Below are 26,781 nucleotides of genomic sequence, written 5' to 3'. Positions count from 1 at the left end.
AAGATAACGAACCGGTTACGGTATTCAACAGAGTAGCCGGGATCGGGGAAGGTCTTCGGGGCTCAAGCACCAGCACAGACCAACGTTTGGACGTTCCGTTCGTACGCCCAAACGGCTCCTGCCGGTGTGTGAACCGCTGCAAGACAGCCTGGGGCCGGACCCTTGGATCACTTCCAAGGGCCTCCCGTCCCGGCGCTCTCCCCGTGCCCGGAAGAAGACAAAGACTGGAAATCCGTGCAGAAAGCCTTCAAGAACCGCTGGGTCAAGACCGGCGCCCAGGCGGTTGCCTTGACCGCGTTGATCCTCGGCCTCGTCTCCTTCGTCGGAGCCAATAAGACGGTTGCCGTGACCGTCGACGGCGAAACCCAGAGCGTCCAAGCCTACGGTGGCACGGTGGGGGAGATGCTGGCCTCCGCCGACATCACGGTCGACTCCGCAGACGTGGTCTCTCCCGGGGTCGACGCCGCAGTGGCCGATGGCGACGCCATCACGGTGAAACGCAATAAGACGGTGGATGTGTCCATCGATGGGGTGGACCGCGTGGTGCATACCACCGGCCTGACCGTCGCCGATGTGCTCGCCCAGCTGAAGGTCGGCGACGCCGCCGATGTCTCCAACGGACCTCAGCTCGAGCTTGCTTCGCTGAGTACCCCGCTGCAGATCAGCACGGTGAAGACCCTGAAGCTGAAGGCCGACGGCACAACGCGGAGCATCAAGACTACCGAGGGGACGGTCGGGGAGGCCCTGAAGAGCGAGGGCGTGAAGATCGGGAGCGCCGACGAACTCTCCGTCGCCGCAGCCACCGAACTCACGGACGGCCTGAAGGTGAAGCTCGTGAGGGTGAAGACCTCGACCACCACCGAGACCAAGACCGTGGCCCACGGCGTGGAGAAGACCAAGGATGCCGACGTGGCTCTGGGCAAGACCAAAACCGTCACTCCCGGCAAGGATGGCGAGCGGACGCTGACCTATGCCGTCACCACCCGCGACGGCAAGGAAGACTCCCGCAAGCTGACCAGCAATAAGGTCACCACCAAGCCGGTGGACGCGGAAGTCGCTCTGGGCACCAAAAAGCCCGAGAAGAAGGAAACGCCCCAGAAGAAGGAAGCGGAAAAGAAGAAGGCCGAACCGGAGAAGAAGGACGAGAAGGCTTCCACCGCTGGAACCACGGCCTCGGCCGGAGGAGTTTCCGCCAACTGGAAGGCATTGGCCAAATGCGAGTCAGGTGGCAACTGGTCGATCAACACCGGCAACGGCTACTACGGTGGCCTGCAGTTCAACCAGAGCAGCTGGATCGGTGCCGGCGGCGGAAAATACGCTGCCCTGCCGCATCAGGCCACCCCGGCCCAGCAGGTTGCCGTGGCTGAGAAGCTGCGCGCCAACGGTGGCTGGGGCCACTGGCCGGCCTGCTCCTCCAAGCTCGGCCTGCGCTAGATCGACGAGCCGATCCACCACGGATCCCACGTGACTGAAGGGCCCCGCACTGCGGGGCCCTTCAGTGTTTCGCAGCGCGGATGTGGAGACAGAACGCAGAGCCTGCGACCTCAACTAGGATTGAACTCGTGACTGACGACTCCCAGAACCCCCACACCGCCTCCGGGCAGGACCCCGAGCAGACCCCCCGGGGGAATCCGGAGACACCGCGACTACTCGGCGCCACCGATATTCGCCGACTTGCCGCGGAGCTGGACGTCCGGCCGACCAAGACGCTGGGCCAGAACTTCGTCATCGACGGCAATACCATCCGACGGATCGTGTCCGCGGCGCGGATCGACCCGGAGGAAACCGTCTTGGAAGTCGGCCCCGGACTGGGTTCCCTGACCCTGGGGCTGCTCGACGCCGCCCAACGGGTTGTTGCCGTGGAAATCGACCCCAAACTGGCCGAACGCCTGCCCCGAACCATCAACGAATTCCGTCCGGCCCTGTCTTCCAACCTTGACGTCGTTCTGGGGGATGCGATGCGGGTCACCGAGCTGCCGCACGAGCCCACCTCGCTGGTCGCCAACCTGCCCTATAACGTGGCCGTTCCCGTGGTCCTGCACCTGCTCGAACACTTTCCCAGCCTGCGGCACGGACTGGTCATGGTCCAGGACGAAGTGGCCGACAGGCTCTGCGCGGGGCCCGGAAACAAGACGTACGGCATCCCCAGCCTCAAGGCCGCCTGGTACGGCACGATGCGCAAGGCGGGGGTCATCGGGATGAACGTGTTCTGGCCGGCGCCGAAAATCTCCTCGGGCCTGGTCTCCTTCGAACGCCATGAACCACCGCAGACCACGGCCAGCCGCTCAGAGGTCTTTTCCGCCATCGACGCGGCCTTCGCCCAACGCCGTAAGACCTTGCGGGCCGCACTGGCTGGTTGGGCCGGGGGAGCGGACGCCGCCGAACGGGCGCTCCGTGGCGCAGGGGTGGACCCGCAAGCCCGCGGGGAACGGCTCGTCATCGAAGATTTCGCCCGTATCGCCGAGGCACGGAACCTGGCCGGGCACGATCATGGGGTCGGGGCATGAGCCAGACCGTCGTGGCCCGCGCCCCCGGGAAGATCAACATCTACTTCCGGGTCGGGGCCCCCCGGGAGGACGGGTACCACCCGGTGGCCAGCCTGTATCTGGCGGTCTCGCTCTTCGAGGATGTGGCCGCCACGGCTCGCGATGACGGACTCATCACCGTCGGACTGAGTGAGGACTCCACCGCTGTGGAGGACCCGGAGTCCTTCCCGCTGGGGGAGGACAATCTCGTCATCCGTGCCGCGCGCCTGCTGGCCGAACACACCGGCTCCGAGGCAGGGGTCCACCTGGAGATCACCAAGCGGGTGCCGATCGCCGGTGGCATGGGCGGGGGATCGGCGGATGCCGCGGCGGCCCTGGTGGCCTGCAACGGCCTGTGGGGAACCGGACTGAACCGTGAGGAACTCGGACGGCTCGGGGCGCGGCTCGGTGCCGACGTGCCCTTCGCCCTCTCGGGAGGTGCCGCCGTCGGACTGGGCGTCGGCGACGAACTTTCACCCCTGCTATTGCGCAGCCGCACCGACTGGGTCCTGGCCCTGGCCAGCTACGGTTTGTCGACCCCCGCGGTGTACCAACAACTGGATATCCTGCGCGGCGAAGAAGCCATCGAGGAGCCCCGGGCCGTGGACCCACAGGTGGTCCAGGCACTCGTCGCCCACGATCTGGTGTTATTGCCCGGCCTCTTGGACAACGACCTCACCAGTGCCGCGGTCCACCTGGCACCCGAGCTGACGGCGGTCATGGACATGGGCCGCCAGGCCGGGGCCCTGACGGCCCTCGTCTCCGGATCCGGACCCACGATCGCCTTGCTGGCGCAGGACCAGGCACATGCTGACGAACTAGCGACCGTGCTGATCGACGAAGCAGGCATCGACACGCAGACCGTGCACGGCCCGGTCCACGGAGCCCAGATCATCTGACGCCGACGCAGCGGGCCCTCCACCGGGCCCACCGGCAACCCTCAAACCCCACCGACGAAGGAACATATTACCTTGGCACATCTGCTCGGCGCGGAGAACGTCTCCGTCGCCTTCGCCACCCGCACCATCTTGGACGGGGTCACCCTCGGCCTGGAACAAGGCGACCGCATCGGCATGGTCGGGCGCAACGGTGACGGCAAATCAACGCTCATGCGTCTACTGGCCCGACGCCAGGACCCGGACTCCGGACGGGTGACCCAGCGCAGCGACGCCCAGGTCGGGTACCTCGACCAGCAGGATGTCTTGGACGGCGACCTCGAAGTCGGTCAGGCGATCGTCGGCGACGCCGCCGCCCACGAATGGGCTTCGAACCCGAAGATCCGCGAGATCATGGGGGGTTTGGTCGGGGAAGTCGACTGGAATGCCCGGGTCTCTGATCTCTCCGGCGGGCAGCGCCGCCGTGTGGCCCTGGCGAAACTGCTGATCGGCGACGATGACGTCATCATGCTCGACGAACCGACCAACCACCTCGACGTCGAAGGGGTCGCCTGGCTGGCCGATCACCTCAAACGTCGCTGGCGCGCGAACCAAGGGGCCCTGCTGGTCATCACCCACGACCGCTGGTTCCTCGACGAGATCAGTACCCGTACGTGGGAAGTGCACGACGGGATCGTGGAGGCCTTCGACGGCGGATACGCCGCCTACGTCCTCGCCCGCGCCGAACGCGACAGGTCCGCAGCCGTGACCGAAGGCAAGCGCCAGCAACTGGTCAAGAAGGAATTGGCCTGGTTGCGTCGCGGCGCTCCGGCGCGCACGGCGAAACCGAAGTTCAGGATCGATGCGGCCAACGCGATCATCGCCGATGTCCCGCAACCGCGCGACACCGTCGCCCTGTCCAAAATGGCGACGGCCCGTCTGGGCAAGGACGTCCTGGACCTGGAACATGTCTCGCTGACATACGACGGCGGTGCTCCACTGTTCAAAAATGTCACCCTGCGGCTGGCTCCCGGGGAGCGGTTGGGCATCGTGGGGGTCAATGGGGCAGGCAAGTCGACGCTGCTGCGTCTGCTCAACGGCGAGGTCGAACCCACCGAAGGCCGCATCAAACGCGGCAAGACCGTTCAGACGGCCGTGCTGACCCAGGAAGTCACCGAACTCGATGAACTCTCCAACCGGCGCGTCATCGAAGTGATTCAGGATGAGAAGAACGTCTTCAGCATCGGAGGCCGGGAGGTCTCCGCAGGGCAGCTGATCGAGCAGCTCGGTTTCACCCAGGAAAAGCAGTGGACCCCGGTCCGTGACCTCTCAGGTGGTGAACGACGACGGTTGCAACTGCTCAGACTCTTGGTGGGCGAACCCAATGTGTTGATGCTTGACGAACCGACCAACGATCTGGACACCGATACGCTGGCCGCCGTCGAGGACCTCTTGGACTCCTGGCCGGGAACCCTCGTGGTGGTCAGCCACGACCGCTACCTCCTCGAGCGCGTCACCGACCACCAGGTGGCGTTGCTGGGCGACGGACAGATCCGCGACCTGCCCGGCGGCGTCGAACAGTACTTGGAATTGCGCTCCGGGGCCGGAACCGGCGGAGCCACCACCGGGCCGGCAGCCCCCGAGGCCGCAGGAAAAGGTGCGGCTGCCTCCGGTGCAGAGGTCAGCGAGGCCGAGAAACGTGAGGCTCGCAAAGAAATCAACAGGATCGACAGGAAACTCGCCAAACTTTCGGCGCAGGAGGAACGCCTCCACGCGAAGATGGCCACGGCTTCTGCGGGCATGGACATCGATGGCCTTTCGGCACTGAACGCCGAGCTTAAGGAACTGCAGTCCGAGCATGAGGCCCTCGAAGAGGCCTGGCTGGAAGCTGCCGAAGCCGCCGGACAGTAGCTGCTCGGGTTTATGGCAGAATAGTTAACCGTGTTCCCCCTGCGGGACATGATCCGCCCTGGTGTAATGGCAGCACCCCAGCCTTTGGAGCTGTGGAGTATAGGTTCGAATCCTATGGGCGGAACCCCCTATAAAGCGTCATAGAGAAGCCGATCTCCCGCTGTCCCCATCGCGCTGTCCTGAGGCAGGGCTTAGGATGATTTTGATGGCTCGCGCCAGCCCGCCGGCCATCATTCGTTCCGGGGGAAGGCGGTCAACGGTGCACACTCAGTGGCACAGCCTGGGGACGCGTGGGCACTCGTGGTGGTTGGAATCGGACGCATTGTGGATCACCGACGTGGCGCGCAGGGCCGCCGCTGGCAACGGAGTGCTGCTCTATGGCGAACCCGGTGCCGGGCAAGACGAGATGGCCAGCGAAGTCGTCCAGCGGATCGGAGCCAGAAATGGGCAGATGGAGCTTTCCTGCCCGCCCGACGTTGAAACCGGTCAGCAACTCGAACGGTTGGTCAACGAACCGCCGGCACCAGGGCTGGTTCTCTTCATTGCGGACCTCTCGGCCTTCGACGGTCCAGAGGTCGAACTGGTCTCCCGTCTGGTCATCCGCCACGGGGCAGTCGTCGTCGCGGTCAGTGCCGACCCGCAAGGGGCTCCGGACGCAGCCCTGTCCCGTTACCTGAGGTTGGATCGCGCCCGGGTGCTTGACCTGTCGCTGATCCGCGCGACGGAGTACCTCCAGCGCGGGATTGGTGGGCCGCTGAGCGAGCGTGCCGCCTACACCATCTGGAATAGCGGGGCAGGGAACCGGTCGATGATGCGCATGATTTCCGCCGACTGGGTGGAGGTGGGCTACCTCGTCCACGCGGACGGCGTTTGGGTCGTCAGCGGAGCCGATTCCCCAGCAGGCCCGCGATTGGTCAGACATTGGAAGCAACGACTGGCGCAATTGGACCCAGCGGTTCGACAGGTCTTTGAACTTCTGGCCCTGGCCCATGACCTGCCGTTGAATACCGTGCTGGAAATCTGCGGAAACGCAGTGGATACGGTTCATGAGCTGGGTTATTTGCGTCTAGAGGAGTCGGCCTCCCGGGATGCGAGCCTGCGGGGGGCCATCAACTCCGCGGCGATTGCCGATCAGGTTCCCCCGGGCCGCAGCCGGAACCTCTTGGACCGGGTCACGGCTCATATCGAAGCGGCGGATATCCCTCTTCCAGTGGGGCTGGTGTCGTGGAAACTCAGGTGCGGAATCGACGTGAGGCCTGACCGGCTCCTGGAGGGTGCCGAACGTCAACTTCACTCCTACACACCCATGCAGGCCCTCGAGCTACTGAAGATGATTGACCCGGCCGAAGTTCCCGAACGAGCCACCAGCATCCGGATCGCCGCACTGCTGGCCGCCGGCTATTTCATGAACACCGAGACCTTGGCATTGCTGCTAGGGCAGGAGGGTCCACAAGAGCCGTCCAGACCAGTCGTGGAGGGTGTAACTCCGGAAGCGACAGAAGCCCTGGAGCTGATCGGATCCGCCTGGAAAGGAGATTTTGGGCAGCTACTGGCGGAACATGAGGAGCCCAACTTACCCGATAGCGTGAGATGGCTGTGGCAGGAACTGACGCATGAGGCGCAGGTCGTCACCGGAAACGTGGCCGCCGGCCTCCAATCGAGCCGTGAACTCCTCAGGATGCTGGAGCAAACGGAGAGCGTACCTTTCTTGATCCAACGCAGTCGTATGGGCCTCTTTCATCTGGAGTTGGCGACGGGGGAATGGAACCGTGCGGTCGGTACCTTGGCCAGGGGCTGGGACGCCGCATCGACCGCCCCGGGAAGGGAAGGCAGAGGGTCACTTTATACGGCCATCGCCGAGGCACTGGCCGGACGTTTCGAGATGTGTATCTACCACTTGCGGCGTGAAATCCCCCAGCTCACGGCGTTGGAACGCTTCGATGTTCTTCCGTTGGCATATTCGATCCGGGCCTTTGCCTGGGCCAAGTCGGGGAACCGATCGGAAGCCCTGAAAGCCTTGGCCGCCGTGGAACAACAACCCCTCGAGGCGACCGGCGGTATCTGGCGGATTCGTTGGGCCGGCGGGTTCTTCTGGGCCCATGCGATGGCCTTGGTCGGACGCGTCGATGAAGCTACTGAGTGGGTAATGGCCTTCGCCGCCCGGGACCGTGAACTCGGTAATGTTTCACAAGAACTGATGGCCCTCTCGGCCGCCCTGCAATGGGGGTATTCTCCCGCCAGGGAGCTTTTAGAGGAAGCGGCAGGGCGGTCCGACGGAAGATTCGCCGAAGCCTGCACCTGGACTGTCCGTGGCTTGAAGACCGCTGACCCGCGCGAGCTTGAATATGGGGCATTACTTTTACGCTCCTTGGGTCACTATCTGTTGGCGGACTTCGTGCAGGAAGAACTTGAACGGATGAACGGCCCTTGCCCGGAGCAGAAAGAGCTCCCGACGGCGGCTGCTCCCCACCACGAGAAGCCACGGTCGGTTAGCGCGGTGGGCAGTGAGAAGGCATGGTCAAGCCTGACCCCACGTCAGCGGGCGATCGTCGACTACGTGCTCGTAGACGACAGCAATAGTGAGATCGCTAGCAAACTGGGGTTGTCCGTACGCACTATCGAGAGCCACCTCTATCTGGCCTACGCGAAACTGAACGTGGCTAACCGTGCGGAACTACGTGGAATCGTGAACGGGCAGTCAGTCGAATTGCAGAATGTGACTTCGCACACTTAAGTACGAGTACATAAAGACGAGTGATGGAATGTTGCATCTACTGGTGATTCATCCCGCGGCTGGACTTAGGCTGATTTTCGGGAGGGCGTGATGCTTTACGTGTCGAGTCCGTGAATTTAGCCGAACTGGGGACGGTAGGGGTCGTGCAGTTTTCATCGAAGACAACAATTCAATATTCCAGCATCGTCAGTAGGGGTGCGACGGCAGGGGCTTCTATGTCTGCTATTCCGCATCCATCACGTACTTTGCGGGAAATTGTGGGCAGCAGCAGCACCGGAGCGGTCCTCGTTGGCGCCCCCGGTAGCGGACGCCGAGCCGCGTTCGACGAGGCCCTTGAAAACCTCCGCCCTGCCCCACCAGTCATTCACTTGATCGGCAGCGCCTACGCTGCCCGCATCAAGCACGGCGTCCTTTCCTTCATGCTGGCACAGGTAAAGGAGAATCAGCTGGGGACCCGGCATGAGTTGGTTCACGCGCTGGCTGAGCTGCTGGGCAGCGAGGAGGGTCGCACGGTCGTGACTTTGGGAAGTCCTGATCTCATAGACGACGACTCCGCGGCGGTCCTTGCCCAGTTGGCTGCCATGAACAAAATCTGTCTGGTAGTTGCTTGCGAACGCCTCGGTCAACTACCGGCAGATATTCTCGCGCTGCACCGCTCTGGTCGATTGGCGTTGGTAGCAGTCCCCAACATGGATGTCAGGCAAACCCGGCTTTATCTGGAGAAGGAGCTAGGCGGACCGATTTCAATGTTCGCTGCAGCTGCGCTGTGGCGCCTGACCCTCAGTAATCGCGACCTCCTGCACCAACTGGTACGCGAATTGGTCGCCAACGAAAAGCTTGCGCGTCAAGGAGGGTACTGGGTTTTCGTTCAGGGAGCCTTGAACGTCGGACCAGCGATGAGAGCCCACGCTTCGCGAGCCCTCGACGGACTTGAAGTCCGACAGTGCGAACTGCTGGGCTTGTTGGCTTACGGGGGTCCTGTTGATCTGGATTGTTTATACCGCGTGGGGATGGCGGATACGATCGGCGTCCTCAGAACTCGCGGTCTGATCACTGTCAGTGAAAAACCAAAGGGAGAGGTGCGGATCAAGATTCCGCTGATGGCCCATTTGCTACGCGATCGTGTTCAGGAGGATCAGCCCGAAAATATTGACCTGACGCTGAGCAAACTGCACGTGGATGCACAGGCAGCAAAAGTCATGACGGAAGTAAACGCGATGTTGGAGTTAGGAAACTTCGAGGCATCGGTGGCCGTCATTGAGGAATATGCGGAGCATGGCGGCTACACCGCTGATTCCTGGGCCAAGGACTCGCTTTGTCAGATGTCAATTCTCAAGGCCGAAGTCGATGCCTTGATAATTCTTGGACGCAATGGACGGGCAGGATCCACGATCGCTAGGGCAATTGAGACGATTTCCGCGGCTGTCGTGGAGCAGCCCGATGACACACGATTGATCGAGGCGCGTCAGATGGTGAGCATCATGCGTGCACGTATGGCGCTCGTGGACGGAAGACCAGCCCTGGTCGAGGGACTGTTCTACGGTGATGCGCCCTTGCGAACCATTCATTCATCAGCAGACGACGACGACGAGCGGAGCTCCTCCCTTGAAGGCAGTACTCTCGGTAGGGGGCATGCAACGTTGTGGGCCACGGAAGCTCTCCAGTTGGGTGCCATGGCGGTGCAAGCGGAGGCTTGGGCGATGTCCACGACTCCGGAGAAGGCCATGGGAATCGTGAAACACATCCGCTCCGATATCGAAGGACTTCGCAACACTGGCGTCCTTGACCAAGTTCTGACCTCAGCGGATTGCGCGGATATTGAAATCTCCATGCTGCGGGTAGAGCTTTTGGCCGGCGAATGGTGGGAATCTGCCGATACGGCTCGAAAGCTTGCCGACGGGACCTACGAGAACCCGCGGGCGATCACTTTTGGAGAGACAGTTCTCGGTATTCTCGACGGCCTGTCGGGTGGGTCTGACACAGCTTTGGGAACTCTTTGGCCATCTTTCCAGCAGCTGTCAGTAACGCCAGAAACGGTACAGCGTACGGTCGTCGAGGCCGCCGTGGCCTTCTGCCTGGCGGACCAGGAACGGGGCTCCGAAGCGCTTGAGGTGCTATCAAGAACCCAAACTGTCTTGGAACGAACTACACCCATGAACTTCTTCACCTGGGCGTCGGAAGTGTTTGCCTCGATGACCGTTGCGATCCTGGATACCCCGGAGACTGCGGCTTTACGGTTGAACGTGATGGCCGAGAGAGCTCGGCGAGGGGGCAGTCGGATCCTGGAAATGAACTCGCTGGCGATGGCTCTGCGAATGGGCGACGCCGATGCTGCCCCACGTCTCATCGCTTTGGACAGTGAACGACAAGGGCCAGTAGCCGATTGCTACGTGAAGCTGGCTCGAAGTGTGTTGACCGTTGATGCGGCGATGCTTGCTGAAGCTTTGGAACAACTCATTGACTTGGGGCAAGTGATCTTTGCGGTAGAGCCCGGGAATGCATTGCTGGCTATGCTCGGCCACAGAGAACGGCGGCGGCTTGGCGCTGTCGTTGCTCGGTTCCGCCGTATTGAAGACGCCGCGCCCATTGGAGAAGCCGAACTCGCGCAGGCTGAAAGAGAAGAACCGATGTGGATGCGTGAGCTCACGAAACGAGAAGCACAAATAGCCCGGAGAGTTATCGCGGGGATGTCCAACGCGGCTATTGCCCGCCTGAGCGGTGTCTCCGTCAGGACTGTTGAAGGCCACCTCTATCAGGTCTATTCCAAACTCCACGTTCGAAACAGGCAGGAATTGGCAGATCTGGATGGGGCAGATCGGATTGCGGTGAGCGCACAGTGATCTACCCGGCACGTCGGAAGCAGCCCCACGAAACTCCTGAATTCGCTGAACTACTCAAGGTTCTCCAATCACCACGTCAGGGAGGAGTACTGGTGATCGGCAGTCCAGGAACTGGTAAGACCCGCTTGGTCCGTTCCGTCTTGGCGCAACCCGAGATAGCGACTCCGATGATGAGGCTGCATTGCAGCAGCACCCTGTCAAAAATGCCCTACGGTGCGCTGTCTCCTTATCTGAGTACATTGGAGCGGACGGAGGATCCGGTCCAGGTGTTGCGAGAGATCCATACCCTGATTGCCAGCACGGAAACGAGTCAGACCCCTCCCATCGTGGTCGTGGAAGATGCCCAGTTCTTGGACGCTGAAACGTCGTTTGCGCTGTCAATGTTGGTTGAGAATGCAGCGATCAAGCTGATCGCCATCGGGGCTGGACGCATCGAGGGGGACTCTACACTGTTCTCACTCACGGAAACTGGTCTCGTGGTGACTATTGTGGTTCAACCCTTGGATACTGAGGGAGTACGCGCACTGGCCCAGGACTTGACCGGTGGCGAACTAACTGACGGAACCGTCGAGGTGATCCGAGCCATGAGCGGTGGAAACCCCAGTTTCGTCACTGCCTTTGTCCGTTCCTCCCTAGATCAAGGTGTGTTGGTCGACGCTGCTGAGCCGCTAGCTGCGGGAACGGAAACACGATCACGGTGGATGTTTGCCCGGATGGCGCCCGAACCGGATGAAGAACTCATAGACCTAGTACGCGAGATGCATTCCTATTTGCCGGTCGGACAACAACGGGCGTTGGAAGTCTTGGCATTAGGTGGTTCACAGCCGCGGGCACTTCTGGCTGCTTGCGGGGGTGGGCATTACAGACACCTCATCGAAGCCGGAATTCTGGTTGCTGATCGGGCCGGTCTGATCCAAATCAGAGCGGAAATCCATGGCAGCGTTCTTCGACACATCACGGCTCCGGGGAGAAGCCTGGAGCTACATACACAATGGAACGAGTGCCGCCAGACTCTGAAGTTGCCACTGACGCCAATACAGGTTCTGTGGGGGCTTGAAGTTTCCGCTGATATTCCAGATGAGGTGGTGCTGCAAGCGGCTACGCAGGCCAATAGTGATTTGGACTATCAGTTAGCGTGGAAGATTTGTGCAGTTGCCGGTGTTTCCTCGAGCTCGGATGGAGGCATCTTGACCGAGTCCTGGACGTTGCTGGGCTTAGGCAGATATTATTCGGCCCGAGCAACGCTAACGCGGCTGGCCGAAAGAACCGAAGACCCTACTGTGCTGCAGCAGGCTCTGAACCTCCTTGCTAAGACTCTCCTGCTGTTGGGAGCAAGCAATCAGGAACTGGACTACCTTGACGAAATATGGGATCGACGTTCAGGCGAGGCGCACAATAGGGCAGCCTTCGCACTGCAAAATGACCAGTATCGCCACACTTCCAGTCTGCTGAAAACGTGGCGCAGAACGAACAACTCTGGATCAGGAGAACGCTGCATCCAAAAGGTGCATTCCCTGTTAGACGGCTCGGAGGCGGCATCAGAAGGGCGGGTGGTAGCTCTGATTCTCCTTACGGATCTGTACTCGGTGGAAGGGAAGACTGAGACCGCTCTTGAGCTCGCCAAACAGGCGATGCGTGAAGTGGAAGGGGCGGTGCCAAACTCCAACAAATATGCCTTGCACGTGCGATTCCGGATCGCTTGGAGTCTTCTATTTGCAGGGAGATACACCGAAGCGGAGGAATTCTTAGCGAAACGACGGGGAACTTCGGTTCGGCGTCTTCTGTATGAACATGGAACTCTGGCGTTGCTGGAGGGGCTACGCCAATTGCTTCAAGGGAAGACAGAATTGGCGCATCAAACATTTTTGGACTCAATTTCTGAGTTCAAATTGCGAGATCCCTTGCAATTGTTGTCGTTGGCGCTGGCCATGTATGAATTCTCCGTTACCCCGGTCAGTATGCGGCTTGGTGAAAACAGAACGATGCTGGACGGCCTTGTCGGATCGGATGGGCAAGAAGCTTTGACACAAAGTGCAGGAGGCAAGGAACCGACGGCTTCTCCTCGTTTCTTATTGGAGCGGGCAGTGTCCGCAGGAATCGCGGGCAGCGAGTCCGAGGAATTGATTTCCTACCCATTGATCGCTCGTGAAGTACTCGCAATGTCCGTATCAAGGATTGAAAAAGTGACTCGGGGAAGCACTGCTCAGAACGACATGCTGTTTAATCTGTCGGCAGAAATGGAGGGGCCGCGCGCTGCGATTCTCACTCGGCTGGCGGCGCCAACGCTAGTCGGAGATCCGATAGCGTTGCATGAGCACGCCGTACGAGCAGCGGAAGCAGGAGAGTACCGCGTAGCTGCGGAAGCTCTGGCTCGTGCGGCCAGGATATATTCCACCCAGGGAGACGCAAGAGCGTGCGGTGCGGTGCTGCGGGAACTCAAAGAGCTGGTGCATGAGCATCAGCTCACCCCAGATACGTTTGTCGCTCAGACACTGTCGCTGGCAGAGCTGACGTGCGGCCGTATGGTTTTGTGAGACAGCTTGATTGGAGCCCTCGTTTCAGATGACCGCCAGCAGCAAGAAGAACTACGATCCAGCCTTCCGTGAAGAATCAGTCCGCCTCGTCCTGGGATCGGACCGCTCGGTAAACCAGGTCGCCACCGAAATCGGCGTGAAACCAAGCACCCTGGGCAACTGGGTCCGCAGGTACCGTCTGGCGAACCCCGAGACGACCGGCACCGCCCAAGCCAAGGGCCCGGTGCCTTGGGTCGAACACCAAAAAACACTGGCAGAGAATGCGAAGCTGAAGGCCGAGGTCGAGTTCCTGGGAAAAGTCAGCGCCTTCTTTGCCGCGAAGCAGAAGTAGAGGACTTCTACGATTTCATCGAAGCAGAGAAGGCCAACCACTCCATCGCCTGGCTATGCCGGACGCTGAAAGTCTCCAGGGCATCGTTCTACCGTTGGCGCCGCCCTGCGGGCCCTACGCCGAGGGCGGTGCGCCACGAGCAGCTCACCGAGGCAGTGACCACGCTGTTCAGCAAGGAAAAACAGCGCGCCGGACGAGATCAACTGACCCTGATGCTCAACGCCGTCGGGACCAAGGTCTCGGCCCCGACCGTCGGGGCGATCATGCGGGCCAATGGCCTGCGGGCGGTGCGCACGAAGGCATGGAAAGCCACAACCGTGCAGGATCCCCAGGCCAAGACCGCCCACATCGAGAACCACATGCTCGATGAAGACGGCCGAAGGGACTTCACCTCCGATGCCCCCGGCACCCGGCTGGTCGGGGACATCACCTACCTGAAAACAGGTGAAGGATGGCTCTTCCTAGCCACGGTGATCGATCTCTGCACGGGTATGGTCATCGGCTGGTCCATGGCCGATCACATGCGCGCCAGCCTCTGCACCTCGGCGCTGAGAATGGCACGGGACCACTGCCATTTCGTTGATCCGGGCACTATTTTTCACAGCGACAGAGGGGCGCAATACACGTCCGAGGAATTCCAAGCATGGTGTTCAGGCAACGGGATCACCCAGTCGATGGGTGCCGTGGGCGTGTGCTGGGATAATTCCGTCGCAGAGAACTTCTTCTCGCATTTGAAGACCGAGTTCTACCACCACGAGCACTTCGCCACCCGCCTCGCTGCCAGGAACGCGGTCATGGACTACATCGAGTCCTGGTACAACCGGCGCAGGCCAAATCGCCGGGCCGGCGGCATCCCACCAGCAATTGCCTTGGCCAGCCACCAAACCCGTGTTCAGGAACCCCTGGCCGCGTAAAGAAAACCACTACGAAACTGTCTCAATAACTTGACGACCGCAACGAGCCGTGAGGAAGAAATTGTTGAGCTAGCTCGCGGAGGCCACAACAATGCTCGGATTGCCAAGGCCTTGACCGTGTCACAACGAACAGTTGAAGGTCATTTGTACCGAGTCTTTTCCAAGCTGGGGATCTCAGAACGCTCGGAACTCATGGAGCTGCGTTTCCTTACAGGTAGGAACCCGTCGTGACTTGCGTAGTTTCGAGTCTCAGTTGGGGTATATGACACGCGTGTGAGACCAGCCCCCGGTCCGTAGGATCGACTGTAGGACGACGGGGGGCCATCCCCTCTGATGTCCAACGAAACGCTGGCCTGTGAATGCGCTTATGGAAGCTGGCGAATCCCCAAAAGCGGAGTCGGCGGTTAGTGAGCCTTGCGAGGTTCAGCCCCCCAGCGGCCGCCGACTCCTTAACCTGATGCCCCGCCTCCGTCCTGATGAATGACGGAGGCGGGGCAGTTTCGTTGGTGACGGCCACTCGAAGGCTGTTTGTTTCTTCATGTACGACCAGCAAACTCCCGAAAACAAGCAGGTGTACGCGGTGAGTACGAAGTGGGTGTTCTAGTACGAGCAAAAGGGGCAAAAACAAGTACCTCTTCACTCGTGTACCGAGCAAATTCACATCATAACGTCAGTCCTACTTGGCCTTGGTTGAAGGCCTGCCGGCCCTAGATACGGTCGGGATGCCGGTATGGACTTTGTTGGGGGACCTGATGATTGGGCGCGTTGCTGCAACACCAATTGTTTATTCTGTTCGGATTTCACTGCCTGGGCTCGAGGAGAGCCGATGACACAGCTCAGCGATCGAATCTCCAGCGCGCACCTCGGCTTGCAGCCACGTTGGTCGTCAGCTGTTGCCCATCCCGTTGCGCCGCGGCGCGCTACCGCCGTTCATTGGCGCAACCGTTACCGGCGCCGGCTCCTTGTGACCGATGCCCTGCTAGTCACCATTGCTGTATCAATCCCAGGAATCGCTTTTAGCCTCGGCATGGCGCAAATGGGTGCCTTCGGTGAGTATGTCTCACGTGTCTCTGGTTCGTCATCCGTCCAGGATGCAGGCGTCACGCGAACCGCGCTCTTGGCACTCGGCGTCGCCATTTGCTGGCTGACCAGCCTGCAGCTCTTCCAAAGCCGCGCTGCTGGCCGGATCGCTATCGGGGTTTTCGAATACAAGGCTGTAGTTGATGCTACGTTCACATTGGCTGGTTTCATCGCTGTTATAGCGCTGCTTGGCACCGATACCGGCCTGCGAACCTTTGTGATCCTCTCACTGCCGATAGGGCTCATAGTGCTACTACTCGGGCGCTGGGGCTGGAGGCACTGGCTTCAGAAGCAGCGCGCATTGGGCCATGCCCTGAGCGACGTGCTCGTCTACGGCCAGGCCAAGGACACGCCCTACGTGGTGAGGCAACTGGCCAAGAAAACTGGAGCCGCCTACCGCGTCGTCGGTGTGGTCGTCGACGGTGAAGCCGACGCGGATGCCGAAGCTCTGATTCGTGCGACGAACCCCAACTTGCCGGTCATCCGTGGCGGGGCGGGGATCGAGGAGAGTGTCAGCAGGCTGGGTGCCGATGCCGTTGTGGTTGCTGGGGCGCTTCAGGGAGGACAACGGGCCATTCAAGATCTGGGTTGGCGGCTCGAACGTGCGCGGACTGAAGTCATCCTCGTGTCGTCACTGACCAACGTGGCTGGTCCACGGATCAGCATGCGCCCCGTTGAGGGGTTACCACTGATGCACGTCGAGCTACCGACGTTCACGGGACTCCGCCATGTCGGCAAACGAGTCATGGATTTTGCTGTTGCCTCGATCGCGTTGGTGCTGCTCTCGCCTGTTTTTCTGCTGATCGGCTTCCTGATCAGCCGCGATAGCGAGGGCGGTGTCTTTTTCAAGCAAGAACGTACGGGACGGAACGGGCAGCCATTCGCCATGTATAAGTTCCGTTCCATGGTCGAAACCGCGGAGCAAGACTTAGATGAACTGGCCGGCCTAAATGAAGGAGCCGGGCCGCTGTTCAAACTGAAACATGACCCACGGGTGACCCATGTTGGCAGATGGCTGCGTAAGTACTCCCTCGACGAACTGCCTCAGTTCTATAACGTCCTCAAAGGGGACATGTCGGTGGTTGGGCCTCGTCCTCCGCTCCCAGTCGAGGTAGAGGCCTACGAAGGTCATACACATCGGCGCTTGTACATCAAGCCTGGCGTGACAGGACTCTGGCAAGTCAACGGTCGTTCAGACCTCGATTGGGAAGAAAGCGTGCGGCTCGACCTCTACTACGTGGAGAACTGGTCCGTAACTGGGGATCTGATGATCATGTGGCGGACCTTCAAAGTCATGGTGAGTCCGGCAGGCGCCTACTGATGGGGCACTACCTTCAAATCTTGAGTTCCAGCCTCGGGTTCATTCCAGTTACATTCACTTCAGAAAGGTCCGACTCATGACACGGATTGGCTACGCAGCAGGAGCTTTTGACCTCTTCCATGTTGGGCACCTGAACATTCTTCGTATGGCAAAGGAACGCTGCGACTTTCTCATTGCTGGAGTCGTCTCCGATGAACTCTGCCTTGCTACGAAGGGTGTGGAGCCAGTTGTGCCATTGCGAGAACGATTGGAAATCGTGAGTAGCCTGGGATGCGTGGATCGAGCCGTCGCGGAGACGAAGCCGGATCGGGTAGAAACGTGGAGAGACGTCGGATTCGACATCTTCTTCAAGGGCGATGATTGGCGCGGGACGGCCAAAGGCCTGGAGCTTGAGCGCCGCTTCTCTGAAGTCAACGTCGAGGTCGTGTATTTCCCTTACACGATGCATACCTCGTCGACGAAGCTCCGGGAGGCTCTTCAAGCATTGAACCGGCGGCCCATGCCGGCACTGCAGACCAGTAATTAATCCGGCCCCAGCAATGGGGTGAACTTCGAAGAACTTGGAATGAGGGAAGGTGGGTGGATTCGGATATCTTTTCCGAACCCACCCACCTTCTTCGGTGACTACTTGATGCTGCTGGTCGATCGAGTGGGAGACTTGCGGCGCGAGGCACGTAACGGCCCTTGGGCGTCGTCTCGCAGTTTGAAACAAAGTCGTTCGTAGTCTCGGGCAACGATGTCCCAATCATATCGACCGGCCTCGAGGCGGGATTGGGCTGCACGTGACTCCAGCGCTGTTCGGTCGGACTCAGCGCTCTGGACTAAGGCGGGAATGTCTGCCGCCGTTTGAAAGAATTCTCCTGCGGAACGCAGGACTTCACGGTTGAAGCCAACATCAAACGCGTTGACTGCAGTTCCGGCTCCTAAAGCTCTCAGCAGAGATGGATTGGTACCGCCAACTGAATGCCCGTGCCAATAGACCGCCGAATTCGCATAGAGCTGATCCAACTGCTCCTGGTCCCAAACACCACCGAGGAACCGGACGCGGGAGTCCGCTAAGGAATGGACCTTTCGGGTGTAAACGTCGTTATAGGGCGCCGATCCAACGACCACTAAGGGGAGTTTGGCTGAACTACGGGCGTAACCGTCGACAATGATGTCGACGTGGTTCTCCGGTTCAAAACGAGCAACTACCAAATGGTAGCGCCCCGCTTCCAACTCCAGTTCCGCAAGTCGGTCCGAGGCCTCGGAATCGAGCAACGGGGCTCCGTAGGTGATCAAGCTCGTGGGTGCATGAAATCGGTCGGTGTAGTACTCGGCGATGCCTTCGGCGTCGGCAATGAGTGCATCAGACCAGCGGACTGCGAGGGATTCGCAGGTTCGGTAGTACCGGCTGCCGAGTGGACCCCATTTGGCTCGTTGCCATTCCAAACCGTCTACGTGGGTGGCCACGGGGATCTTCGCTGCTCGTAGCAGCGGCAACCACGGCGCATTTGCGGCATTGAAAACGATGGCCGCATCGGTACGATGACGTAGCAAATGCGCAGCTGATAGGCCTGTGTGACTCAGGGTTTCCAATGTCCGCCGGCGCATGGCAGGCAGGTGCACCAGCTTCATGCCCAAATACTCGTCGGGTTGCGGGGCGCCGGCTTCAGGCCGACGGCAGTACACCACCACTTCATGGCCGCGTTCGACTAACCGGCGCCCGACTTCCTCGATGGCGGTTTCGAAACCGCCATAGCGTGCAGGTACGCCTCTAGTTCCCACGAGAGCCACAGATAGTGGGCCCGTACTCTTTTCACGATTCTTGAACATTGATCTCCCCAGTCGATGTAGTGCGTCGCGGTGCCCGGGCTCCGTCGTGCAATGACACGTCTACTCTCCGGGATCTACGGTGACGTGTAGCCAGCAAGGTGGCGGCCTCCGCGGAGGTAGTCGGGTCTGAACGCGGACAAGCGTGCCGATGCTCTTGAGCATACGTAGCAGTCCTGGGCGGCGGACCCGTGACTACTACTCGTTTTGGGCTGAAGAGTACTTGAATCGTGGTTATCGATACTGCTGCACCTGGACGAAAACGGCTATCGTGCGTGCCTCCAGCTGATGCAGCCTGAACGGTGCCTGCTCGAGAATACGCCGGTACATCTTCGGCCGACGCGGATACGGCTCCCAACTTGAAGCGGTAGACTGGGCTGGCCCGGACTCCGGGTCCGCAGACGCCAACATCGCAGGGAGTTCAGAACTTGAGCGTGGAAGCCACCACACCGGCCGCCGTCATCGTCCTCGCAGCAGGTGCCGGAACCCGAATGAAATCCGCGAAGCCGAAAATCTTGCATGAGATTGCCGGACGTTCCCTCGTCGGACACGCGATCGCTGCGGCCCAGGGGTTGCAGCCCGAACGCCTGGTAGCTGTCGTCCGCTTCGAACGAGAAATCGTCGTCAAGCACCTGCTCGATATCGAACCGGCCATCACTATCGCCGATCAGGACGAGATCCCGGGAACGGGACGTGCTGTCCAGGTCGGTCTCGACCAGCTTCCTGGCGACCTCACGGGAACCGTGGTGGTGACCTACGGCGACGTCCCCTTGTTGACGACCGAGCTCATTGGTAGCCTCGTCACCGCGCACGAGAATGAGCGTAATGCCGTGACCGTTCTGACCGCTGAACTTTCTGACGCGACCGGCTACGGCCGCATCGTGCGTTCCGCCGACGGCACCGTGGAGGGGATCGTCGAGCATAAGGACGCCACGGCAGAACAGCTGGCCATCAACGAGGTCAACTCCGGGATCTATGCCTTCGATGCCGAGGTCCTGCGCAACGCACTGGCCACTGTCACCACCGACAACGCGCAGGGCGAAATGTATCTGACCGACGTGTTGGGTATCGCCCGCAACGACGGCGGACGCGTTGCTGCCGTGGTCACCTCGGACCGGTGGCAGGTCGAAGGGGCCAATGATCGGGCCCAGCTGTCTTCGCTGGGCAAGGAAATGAACCGCCGCATCCTCGAGCAGTGGATGCGGGCCGGTGTGACGGTCATCGATCCGCAGACTACCTGGGTCGACGCCTCGGTCGCGCTGTCCCCGGACGTGACCATTAAGCCTGGCACCCAGCTCCACGGGTCCACGGCAGTCGGCACCGGAAGTGTCATCGGACCGGATTCCACACTGACCGACACCCAAGTGGGCCAGAACGCCGTCGTCAAGCGCAGCGACGTGACGTCATCGGTCATCGCAGCCGGCGCCTCGGTGGGACCCTTCGCCTACTTGCGCCCGGGCACGAACCTGGGAGAAGCCGGCAAGATCGGGGCCTTTTACGAAACGAAGAATGTCACGGTCGGCCGTGGTTCCAAGCTCTCCCACCTGGGCTATGCGGGGGACGCGGAGATTGGCGAATACAGCAACATCGGTTGCGGCAACATCACCGCCAACTACGATGGCGTCAATAAGCACCGCACCGTGATCGGCTCGCATGTGCGCACCAGTTCCAACACCGTGTTCATTGCGCCCGTGAGCATCGGCGATGGTGCCTACACCGGCGCCGGGGCCATCGTGCGCAAAGACGTTCCGGCCGGGGCCTTGGCCCTGTCCGTGGCCCCGCAACACAACAAAGAAGGCTGGACCGAGGCCAAGCGTCCCGGGAGTGCCGCCGCAGAGGCAGCTGCGCACGCCAGCCGCACCACCACCGATGCCAACCCACTTCCTGCCACCGACTGAACCCACCAGACAGCACGAAAACCTCCCGAGTCAGAAAGTGAACACATGAGCGAACTGCGCCACAACGTCGACAACAAGCTGGTGTTGGCCGCCGGCCGTGCACACCCGGAGCTGGCCGAAGAGATAGCCTCGGCCCTCGATACCGAACTGCTGCCCTTATCTGCCTATGACTTCGCCAACGGTGAGATCTACGTCCGCTCCGGTGAGAGCGTGCGTGGCAAGGACGTTTTCGTCATCCAGGCTCACCCGGCACCTTTGAACAACTGGTTGATGGAACAACTGATCATGATTGATTCGATGAAGCGCGCATCCGCTCGCCGCATCACCGTGGTCTCGCCGTTCTACCCCTACGCGCGTCAGGATAAGAAGGGTCGCGGCCGCGAGCCGATCTCGGCCCGCCTGGTCGCCGACCTCTACCGGACCGCCGGTGCTGACCGTGTCATGAGCGTGGACCTGCACACCGCGCAGATCCAGGGTTTCTTCGACGGACCGGTTGACCACCTCTTCGCCATCCCGTTGCTCGCCGATTACATCCGCACCCGCATCGAGGTCGACAACGTCACCGTCGTCTCCCCGGATACCGGCCGCGTCCGGGTCGCCGAACAGTGGGCCGAACGACTGGGCGGGGCACCGTTGGCCTTCGTGCACAAGTCACGTGATCTGACGGTTCCGAACCAGGCGATCTCCAAGACCGTCGTCGGACAGGTCAAGGGCCGTACCTGCGTACTGATCGACGACATGATCGACACCGGTGGCACCATCTCGGGTGCCGTGCGCGTGCTCATGGATGCCGGCGCCAAGGATGTCATCATCGCTGCCACCCACGCAGTGCTCTCCGATCCGGCAGCCCAGCGGCTCTCCGAATCGGGGGCCCGTGAGGTCGTGGTGACCAATACGCTGCCGATCCCGAATTCGAAGCGTTTCGCACAGCTCACCGTCCTGTCGATTGCCCCGCTGATCGCCCGCGCGATCAAGGAGGTCTTCGAAGACGGATCGGTCACGAGCTTGTTCGACGGCAACGCCTAAAAACAAGCGACGACGACGGGGCGGGGCCGGTTTCCACTTTCGAGTGGAAACCGGCCCCGTTTCGTGCTGCTAGACTAGTGCGCAGTGCCCAGGCGAGGGAACTGCCGGATGTTCATCCGGTGGCTTCCGTGATCGACAAGGCCCAACGCCCTCGGCGTCCATCCTGCGGGATCGGCTTCGCTCGGTGTCCGGACCCCCGAAATGCCTGGACAGACCGCAAGAGCCCCATCATCCCAGGAGATATTCCATGACTCACGACAAAGTCGTTCTGCCAGCAGAGATCCGCACCGATTTTGGCAAGGGTGCTGCCCGCAAGGCCCGCCGCGATTACAAGATCCCCGCAGTGATCTACGGGCACGGTGCCGAGCCGCTGCACGTTCTGCTGCCGAACCAGGAGACCACGCTGGCCGTGCGTTACTCCAACGCCCTGCTGACCATCGACGTCGAGGGCAAGACCCACTTGGCGCTGGCCAAGGACATCCAGCGCCACCCGCTGCGCCAGACCGTCGATCACCTCGACCTGCTGACCGTGAAGAAGGGCGAGAAGGTCAACGTTGACGTCTCCATCAACCTCGAGGGTGAAGTTGCTCCGGGCGCCGTCCTGGAGGTCGATGCCTACACGGTTTACGTTGAGGCCGACGCCACCAACCTGCCCGAGCAGGTCACCGTCAGCGTCGAAGGCCGCGAAATCGGCAACCACGTGCTGGCTTCCGATCTGGTGCTGCCGAAGGGCGTCACCTTGCTGATCGAAGAAGACACCGTCATCGCCACCATCGATGAGCCGAAGGTCCAGGATCTCGGCGACGAAGAAGAAGAGGGCGAGGCCACCGAGGCTGCCGCTCCGGCTGACGCCGAGTCTGCAGAGTAGGGAAACCACCTGCTCTGATGGCAAGCAACACCTGGATCGTAGCCGGGCTCGGAAACCCCGGGCCCGGCTACGCCCGTAATAGGCATAACGTGGGCCAAATGGTCCTCAGCGAGATGGGGACCCGTCTGGGCGGCTCCTTCAAAGCGCATAAGGCCAACGCCCAGGTCCTCGAAGGACGCCTGGGTATCGGCGGTCCCCGTCTGATTCTGGCCCAACCGATGACGTACATGAACCTCTCGGGTGGCCCGGTCGCCGGCCTGGCCCGGTTCTTCGATGTGGATCCAGAGCACATTATTGCGATTCATGACGAAATCGATATTCCCTTCAACACCATTAAAATGAAGCTCGGTGGGGGAGAAGGCGGCCATAACGGACTCCGCGATATCTCGAAGGCCTTGTCGACCAAGGACTACTACCGGGTCCGTGTCGGCGTCGGCAGGCCTCCCGGACGGATGGAAACTGCAGACTTCGTGCTGCGCGATTTCGGCACCACCGAACGCAAGGAACTGCCCTTCCTGCTCGATGATGCCGCCGATGCCGCGGAACTACTCATTCGCGAGGGCCTGCAGGCGGCGCAGCAGAAACATCATGGCGTCTAGCCAGCCGGTGCCCAGAAAATTCGGTCCGGTTTTTGTTTGACAACAATTTCACATACTATCAATCCATGCCATATGGCTCCCTTAAGCGGGGCCGGTAGCTGGAGGCCTCTGAGACTGGGCCACCCCCATCCTGCTACCGGCCCCTTTTTTCATGCCCGCAGGCGGTGGGTAAGGCAGCACTGACGTGAACCCACCCACCGGACCGTGCGATCATTAGGTCATGGATTCGTTGCGGAATCCACGGGGCCGATGCCCCGCCGATCATTCCCGATCCAAGGATTTAACGAGCGTGGAAACAGTTACCGGCCCCCGCGGAGCGGATCAGACCGACCAGCCCCTGGCCCCGTTGGACGACACCGAAGTGCGGCGTCTGCGAGGTGACTTCACGCTGTTGGAACGCAGCATCAATTCGGTGCCCCTGGTGTATCTGGACTCCGGCGCCACCTCGCAGAAACCTCAATCCGTTCTCGATACCGAGCAACACTTCTACGAGAACTTCAACGCCGCCGTCCATCGCGGAGCTCATAGCCTGGCGGTGGAAGCCACCGATATTTATGAGGAAGCCCGTGAGAAGACGGCGCGGTTCGTAGGCGCCGCCACCGAGGAAATCGTCTGGACCTCGAACGCGACCGAGGCGCTGAACCTGCTGACCTATTCGTTCTCCAACGCCAGCCTTGGGCGCGGCGGCGACGCCGGACGGCAGTTCGCCCTCGGCCCGGGGGACGAGATCCTCGTCACCGAGCTCGAACACCATGCCAACCTCATCCCGTGGCAAGAACTGGCAGCGCGTACCGGTGCCAGCCTGAAATACATCCCGGTCGACGCCGAAGGCGCCTTGCGCATGGACCTGGCGGCTCATCTGGTGGGGCCCCGCACCCGGATCGTAGCCTTCACCCACGTCTCCAACGTCCTGGGCACCGTCACCGATGTCGCAGCACTGGTCCGCCTGGCCGCTACCGTGGGTGCCCTCACGGTCCTGGACGGCTGCCAATCGGTGCCCCACCTCCCCGTGGACGTCAAGGCGCTAGGCGTCGACTTCATGGCGTTCTCCGGCCATAAGATGCTGGGCCCCACCGGCATCGGAGCACTCTACGGCCGCCGGGAACTACTCGATGCGATGCCCCCCTTCCTGACGGGGGGTTCGATGATCACTTCCGTCACGATGGAACGGGCCGAATTCCTGCCCGCACCCACCCGTTTCGAGGCGGGTACCCAGCGGATCTCCCAGGCCGTCGCACTAGCCGCCGCCGTGGACTACCTCGACGAGGTCGGGATGGAACGGATCGCAGCCTGGGAAGAATACCTGGGCGGACGGCTCTCCGCCGGTCTGGCCTCGATTCCGGGGATTCGCCAGCTGGGCCCCACTACGGGAGCGCGTATCGGCACGGCAACCATCGACATCCCGGGGGTTCACCCCCATGACGTGGGACAGTTCCTGGACAGCCGTGGGGTGGCAGTACGCGTCGGACACCACTGTGCGCAACCGTTGCATCGTGCTCTGGGCGTCACGGCAAGCACCCGTGCCAGCACCTACCTCTACAACACTGCCGAGGACGTGGACACGTTCCTCAATGCGGTGGCCGATGTGCGGGGGTTCTTCGGGGTGGGCGCATGAGTGAGTTGGAACAGCTATACCAGCAGGTGATCCTCGACCACGCCAAACGACGTCGGGGGGAGGGACTGATCACCCCCGAGGCCGGGCATGTCTGGGGGGAGTCTCATCAGCACAACCCGGTCTGTGGCGACCAAATTCGACTTCGGGTGGAAATAGAGGACCAGACGATCACGAAGATCAGTTGGGAAGGCGATGGATGTTCGATCTCGATGGCCTCTGCCTCCGTGCTGACCGAACTGGCTGCCGGGTCCAGCAGGGGAAGCCTCGTGGAGCTGACCGACGAGTTCAGGACCCTGATGCGTTCACGCGGAAGCCTCGAAGGGGACGAGGAGGTTCTGGGGGATGCTGCGGCCTTCGCCGGGGTTTCGAAGTTCCCCGCCCGGGTCAAATGCGCGATGTTGGCGTGGGTGGCTGCCGAACAGTCGCTCCTCGACGCGGGCACCGGGCCGGCACGTCTTTAGAGTCCCCGCCACGGCGCGCGGGAGGGGGGGCCGGCCGTTTCCGGACCAGCGGACGACGGCGGGATCCTTCCCGCCGTCGTCCGGCGGATCAGTCTTGCTGGTAGACGTCGGGGATGCCGTCAGCGTCATCGTCTCGCTGCGCTTCCAATTCCCACTTCCGGTACCTCCGGTTGCGGGGAATGAGCCAGGCGGCGCCGAGGACCGCGGCGAGCAACGAACCGGTGAGGATGGCCACCTTGGCATGTTCGTAGTGCGGGGACTCGAGCCCGAAGCTCAGCTCGGAAACCAACAGTGAGACGGTGAAGCCGATACCCGCCAGCAAGGTCACCCCGAGCAAGTCGACCCATCGCACCGCCGGGTCGAGATTGGCATGTCGGGTTTTGGTGAGCAGGAAGGTCGAGCCCAGAATGCCGATGGGCTTGCCCAGCACCAGCCCGGCCACGATGCCCCAGACCACCGGGTCGGCCATGGCCTTGGTGATGCCTTCGACACCGCCGATGGCCACACCCGCGGAGAAGAACGCGAAGATCGGTACGCAGAAACCGGAGGACAAGGGGCGGAAGCGGTGCTCGAAACGCTCGGCGACCCCCGTACCCTCCCTCTTGTCGTGTCGGAGCACCGGGACGGAGAAGCCCAGGAGGACCCCGGCCACCGTGGCGTGGATACCCGACTGCAGCACGAAAGCCCAGGTGACGATGCCCAGCGGCAACAGGATGACCCAGGCGGTCCAGGCCCGGGTGGCGAAGTACTTCTGGTACCGGTGGGAGATGAAGAAGAACAAGGCCAAGGGAATCAGGGCCAGACCCAGGAACAGGAAATCCAGGGTGTCCGTATAGACGATGGCGATGATCATGATGGCGATCAGATCGTCCACGACGGCCAAGGTCAGCAGGAAGATCCGCAAGGGTGAGGGAAGGCTTGAGCCGATCACCGCCAGAACGGCGACGGCGAAGGCGATGTCGGTGGCCGTGGGGATGGCCCAGCCATGCAGTGTCGAGCCGCCCTCGCTGATGTTGAGCGCCACGTAGATCAGTGCCGGGATGAGCACGCCGCCGAAGGCCGCGGTGACCGGGACGATCGCCTTGCTGAAATCGCGAAGGTCCCCAATCACGAATTCCTTCTTCAATTCCAGGCCAACCAGGAAGAAGAACACCGCCAACAGGCCATCGGAGGCCCAATGGCCCAGACTCAAATCGAGGTCGATCCACGGCACCGGGATATTCAGGTGCAGGTCACGTAGGGCGAAGTAGCTATCGCCCCAGGGCGTGTTCGCCCAGATAATCGCGACGGCAGCCGCGACGATGAGCACCAGTCCACCGACGGTTTCCTTGCGCAGGATCGCACCAATACGTTGGGATTCGCGATAGCTCCCCAGACCCAGAATGGTCTGGCGTGGAGGGGCGGGTTCGGGATTGGTCATGAATCGTCCTCAACTTC

At 61.3% G+C, this 26,781-nt stretch carries 19 protein-coding genes and 1 tRNA gene; 18 read left to right on the top strand and 2 right to left on the bottom strand.

Annotated elements, in window-relative coordinates:
* Window positions 1-234: 234 nt before the first annotated feature.
* The 12 genes from CIK75_RS16625 (at window position 235) to CIK75_RS04625 (ending at window position 17,591) form a co-directional block, all read left to right on the top strand.
* The gene (locus CIK75_RS16625) at window positions 235-1,434 is read left to right on the top strand and encodes a resuscitation-promoting factor (protein ID WP_096223307.1); all 1,200 of its coding nucleotides are present in this window, start codon (window positions 235-237) and stop codon (window positions 1,432-1,434) included.
* 230 nt (window positions 1,435-1,664) lie between these two features.
* Window positions 1,665-2,507 carry a 16S rRNA (adenine(1518)-N(6)/adenine(1519)-N(6))-dimethyltransferase RsmA gene (rsmA, locus tag CIK75_RS04680; protein ID WP_241895336.1) on the top strand — a complete coding sequence of 281 codons (843 nt, stop codon included), beginning with the start codon at window positions 1,665-1,667 and terminating at the stop codon, window positions 2,505-2,507.
* Complete coding sequence (locus tag CIK75_RS04675) at window positions 2,504-3,424, top strand: 4-(cytidine 5'-diphospho)-2-C-methyl-D-erythritol kinase (protein ID WP_096223305.1); 921 nt, start codon at window positions 2,504-2,506, stop codon at window positions 3,422-3,424. The genes rsmA and CIK75_RS04675 overlap by 4 nt, the downstream gene beginning before the upstream one ends.
* 72 nt (window positions 3,425-3,496) lie before the next feature.
* A complete protein-coding gene (locus tag CIK75_RS04670; protein WP_096223304.1) occupies window positions 3,497-5,311 on the top strand; it encodes an ABC-F family ATP-binding cassette domain-containing protein in 1,815 nt (604 codons plus the stop codon).
* Window positions 5,312-5,363: 52 nt separating this feature from the next.
* Window positions 5,364-5,435, top strand: a tRNA-Gln gene (locus tag CIK75_RS04665).
* Between the two features lie 183 nt (window positions 5,436-5,618).
* Entirely contained in the window at window positions 5,619-8,045 is a 2,427-nt protein-coding gene (locus CIK75_RS04660; RefSeq protein ID WP_158225895.1) for a LuxR C-terminal-related transcriptional regulator, read from the top strand.
* Between the two features lie 110 nt (window positions 8,046-8,155).
* Window positions 8,156-10,885, top strand: coding sequence for a helix-turn-helix transcriptional regulator (locus CIK75_RS04655; protein ID WP_143413268.1), 2,730 nt, complete (start codon window positions 8,156-8,158; stop codon window positions 10,883-10,885).
* A complete protein-coding gene (locus tag CIK75_RS04650; protein WP_343251889.1) occupies window positions 10,882-13,419 on the top strand; it encodes an AAA family ATPase in 2,538 nt (845 codons plus the stop codon). The genes CIK75_RS04655 and CIK75_RS04650 overlap by 4 nt, the downstream gene beginning before the upstream one ends.
* Window positions 13,420-13,447: 28 nt before the next feature.
* Entirely contained in the window at window positions 13,448-13,750 is a 303-nt protein-coding gene (locus CIK75_RS04645) for a transposase (RefSeq protein WP_096223300.1), read from the top strand.
* Window positions 13,648-14,664, top strand: a complete 1,017-nt coding sequence (locus CIK75_RS04640; protein ID WP_143413267.1) for an IS3 family transposase — start codon at window positions 13,648-13,650, stop codon at window positions 14,662-14,664. The genes CIK75_RS04645 and CIK75_RS04640 overlap by 103 nt, the downstream gene beginning before the upstream one ends.
* Window positions 14,665-15,490: 826 nt before the next feature.
* Window positions 15,491-17,065, top strand: coding sequence for a sugar transferase (locus CIK75_RS04630; RefSeq protein ID WP_096223297.1), 1,575 nt, complete (start codon window positions 15,491-15,493; stop codon window positions 17,063-17,065).
* 76 nt (window positions 17,066-17,141) lie between these two features.
* The gene (locus tag CIK75_RS04625; RefSeq protein WP_096223296.1) at window positions 17,142-17,591 is read left to right on the top strand and encodes an adenylyltransferase/cytidyltransferase family protein; all 450 of its coding nucleotides are present in this window, start codon (window positions 17,142-17,144) and stop codon (window positions 17,589-17,591) included.
* A gap of 98 nt (window positions 17,592-17,689) precedes the next feature.
* On the opposite strand, the gene CIK75_RS04620 is transcribed toward CIK75_RS04625, so the two are convergent.
* Window positions 17,690-18,880, bottom strand: a complete 1,191-nt coding sequence (locus CIK75_RS04620) for a DUF1972 domain-containing protein (RefSeq protein WP_096223295.1) — start codon at window positions 18,878-18,880, stop codon at window positions 17,690-17,692.
* A gap of 425 nt (window positions 18,881-19,305) precedes the next feature.
* Here CIK75_RS04620 and glmU point away from each other — a divergent pair, with 425 nt between their 5' ends.
* The 6 genes from glmU (at window position 19,306) to sufU (ending at window position 25,344) form a co-directional block, all read left to right on the top strand.
* The gene (glmU, locus tag CIK75_RS04615; protein ID WP_096223294.1) at window positions 19,306-20,775 is read left to right on the top strand and encodes a bifunctional UDP-N-acetylglucosamine diphosphorylase/glucosamine-1-phosphate N-acetyltransferase GlmU; all 1,470 of its coding nucleotides are present in this window, start codon (window positions 19,306-19,308) and stop codon (window positions 20,773-20,775) included.
* 45 nt (window positions 20,776-20,820) lie between these two features.
* Window positions 20,821-21,801, top strand: a complete 981-nt coding sequence (locus CIK75_RS04610; RefSeq protein ID WP_087000564.1) for a ribose-phosphate diphosphokinase — start codon at window positions 20,821-20,823, stop codon at window positions 21,799-21,801.
* A 247-nt stretch (window positions 21,802-22,048) separates the two neighbouring features.
* Window positions 22,049-22,669, top strand: a complete 621-nt coding sequence (locus CIK75_RS04605) for a 50S ribosomal protein L25/general stress protein Ctc (protein WP_087000567.1) — start codon at window positions 22,049-22,051, stop codon at window positions 22,667-22,669.
* A 17-nt stretch (window positions 22,670-22,686) separates the two neighbouring features.
* Window positions 22,687-23,268 (top strand): aminoacyl-tRNA hydrolase, encoded by a 582-nt coding sequence (gene pth, locus CIK75_RS04600; protein WP_087000569.1) that lies wholly within the window; start codon window positions 22,687-22,689, stop codon window positions 23,266-23,268.
* A 337-nt stretch (window positions 23,269-23,605) separates the two neighbouring features.
* Entirely contained in the window at window positions 23,606-24,883 is a 1,278-nt protein-coding gene (locus CIK75_RS04595; RefSeq protein ID WP_241895335.1) for a SufS family cysteine desulfurase, read from the top strand.
* Window positions 24,880-25,344 carry a Fe-S cluster assembly sulfur transfer protein SufU gene (sufU, locus tag CIK75_RS04590; RefSeq protein WP_087000573.1) on the top strand — a complete coding sequence of 155 codons (465 nt, stop codon included), beginning with the start codon at window positions 24,880-24,882 and terminating at the stop codon, window positions 25,342-25,344. The genes CIK75_RS04595 and sufU overlap by 4 nt, the downstream gene beginning before the upstream one ends.
* Window positions 25,345-25,432: 88 nt before the next feature.
* Here the strand turns inward: sufU and nhaA are convergent, their stop codons facing one another.
* Window positions 25,433-26,764, bottom strand: coding sequence for a Na+/H+ antiporter NhaA (gene nhaA / locus CIK75_RS04585; protein ID WP_087000575.1), 1,332 nt, complete (start codon window positions 26,762-26,764; stop codon window positions 25,433-25,435).
* Window positions 26,765-26,781 lie beyond the last annotated feature (17 nt).

This window comes from Glutamicibacter sp. BW78, from assembly GCF_002332245.1.
Taxonomy (GTDB): domain Bacteria; phylum Actinomycetota; class Actinomycetes; order Actinomycetales; family Micrococcaceae; genus Arthrobacter_H; species Arthrobacter_H rhombi_A.
The sequence above is the reverse complement of the archived record's forward strand: the minus strand, read 5'-3'. Positions and strand labels throughout refer to the sequence as shown.

Bases quoted from the DNA above. Each gene is read 5' to 3' on its own strand.
- CIK75_RS04610 (WP_087000564.1), top strand. From the start codon at position 20,821: ATGAGCGAACTGCGCCACAACGTCGACAACAAGCTGGTGTTGGCCGCC.
- CIK75_RS04675 (WP_096223305.1), top strand. From the start codon at position 2,504: ATGAGCCAGACCGTCGTGGCCCGCGCCCCCGGGAAGATCAACATCTAC.
- CIK75_RS04620 (WP_096223295.1), bottom strand. From the start codon at position 18,880: ATGTTCAAGAATCGTGAAAAGAGTACGGGCCCACTATCTGTGGCTCTC.
- sufU (WP_087000573.1), top strand. From the start codon at position 24,880: ATGAGTGAGTTGGAACAGCTATACCAGCAGGTGATCCTCGACCACGCC.
- CIK75_RS04605 (WP_087000567.1), top strand. From the start codon at position 22,049: ATGACTCACGACAAAGTCGTTCTGCCAGCAGAGATCCGCACCGATTTT.
- pth (WP_087000569.1), top strand. From the start codon at position 22,687: ATGGCAAGCAACACCTGGATCGTAGCCGGGCTCGGAAACCCCGGGCCC.
- nhaA (WP_087000575.1), bottom strand. From the start codon at position 26,764: ATGACCAATCCCGAACCCGCCCCTCCACGCCAGACCATTCTGGGTCTG.
- CIK75_RS04625 (WP_096223296.1), top strand. From the start codon at position 17,142: ATGACACGGATTGGCTACGCAGCAGGAGCTTTTGACCTCTTCCATGTT.
- CIK75_RS04645 (WP_096223300.1), top strand. From the start codon at position 13,448: ATGACCGCCAGCAGCAAGAAGAACTACGATCCAGCCTTCCGTGAAGAA.
- CIK75_RS04630 (WP_096223297.1), top strand. From the start codon at position 15,491: ATGACACAGCTCAGCGATCGAATCTCCAGCGCGCACCTCGGCTTGCAG.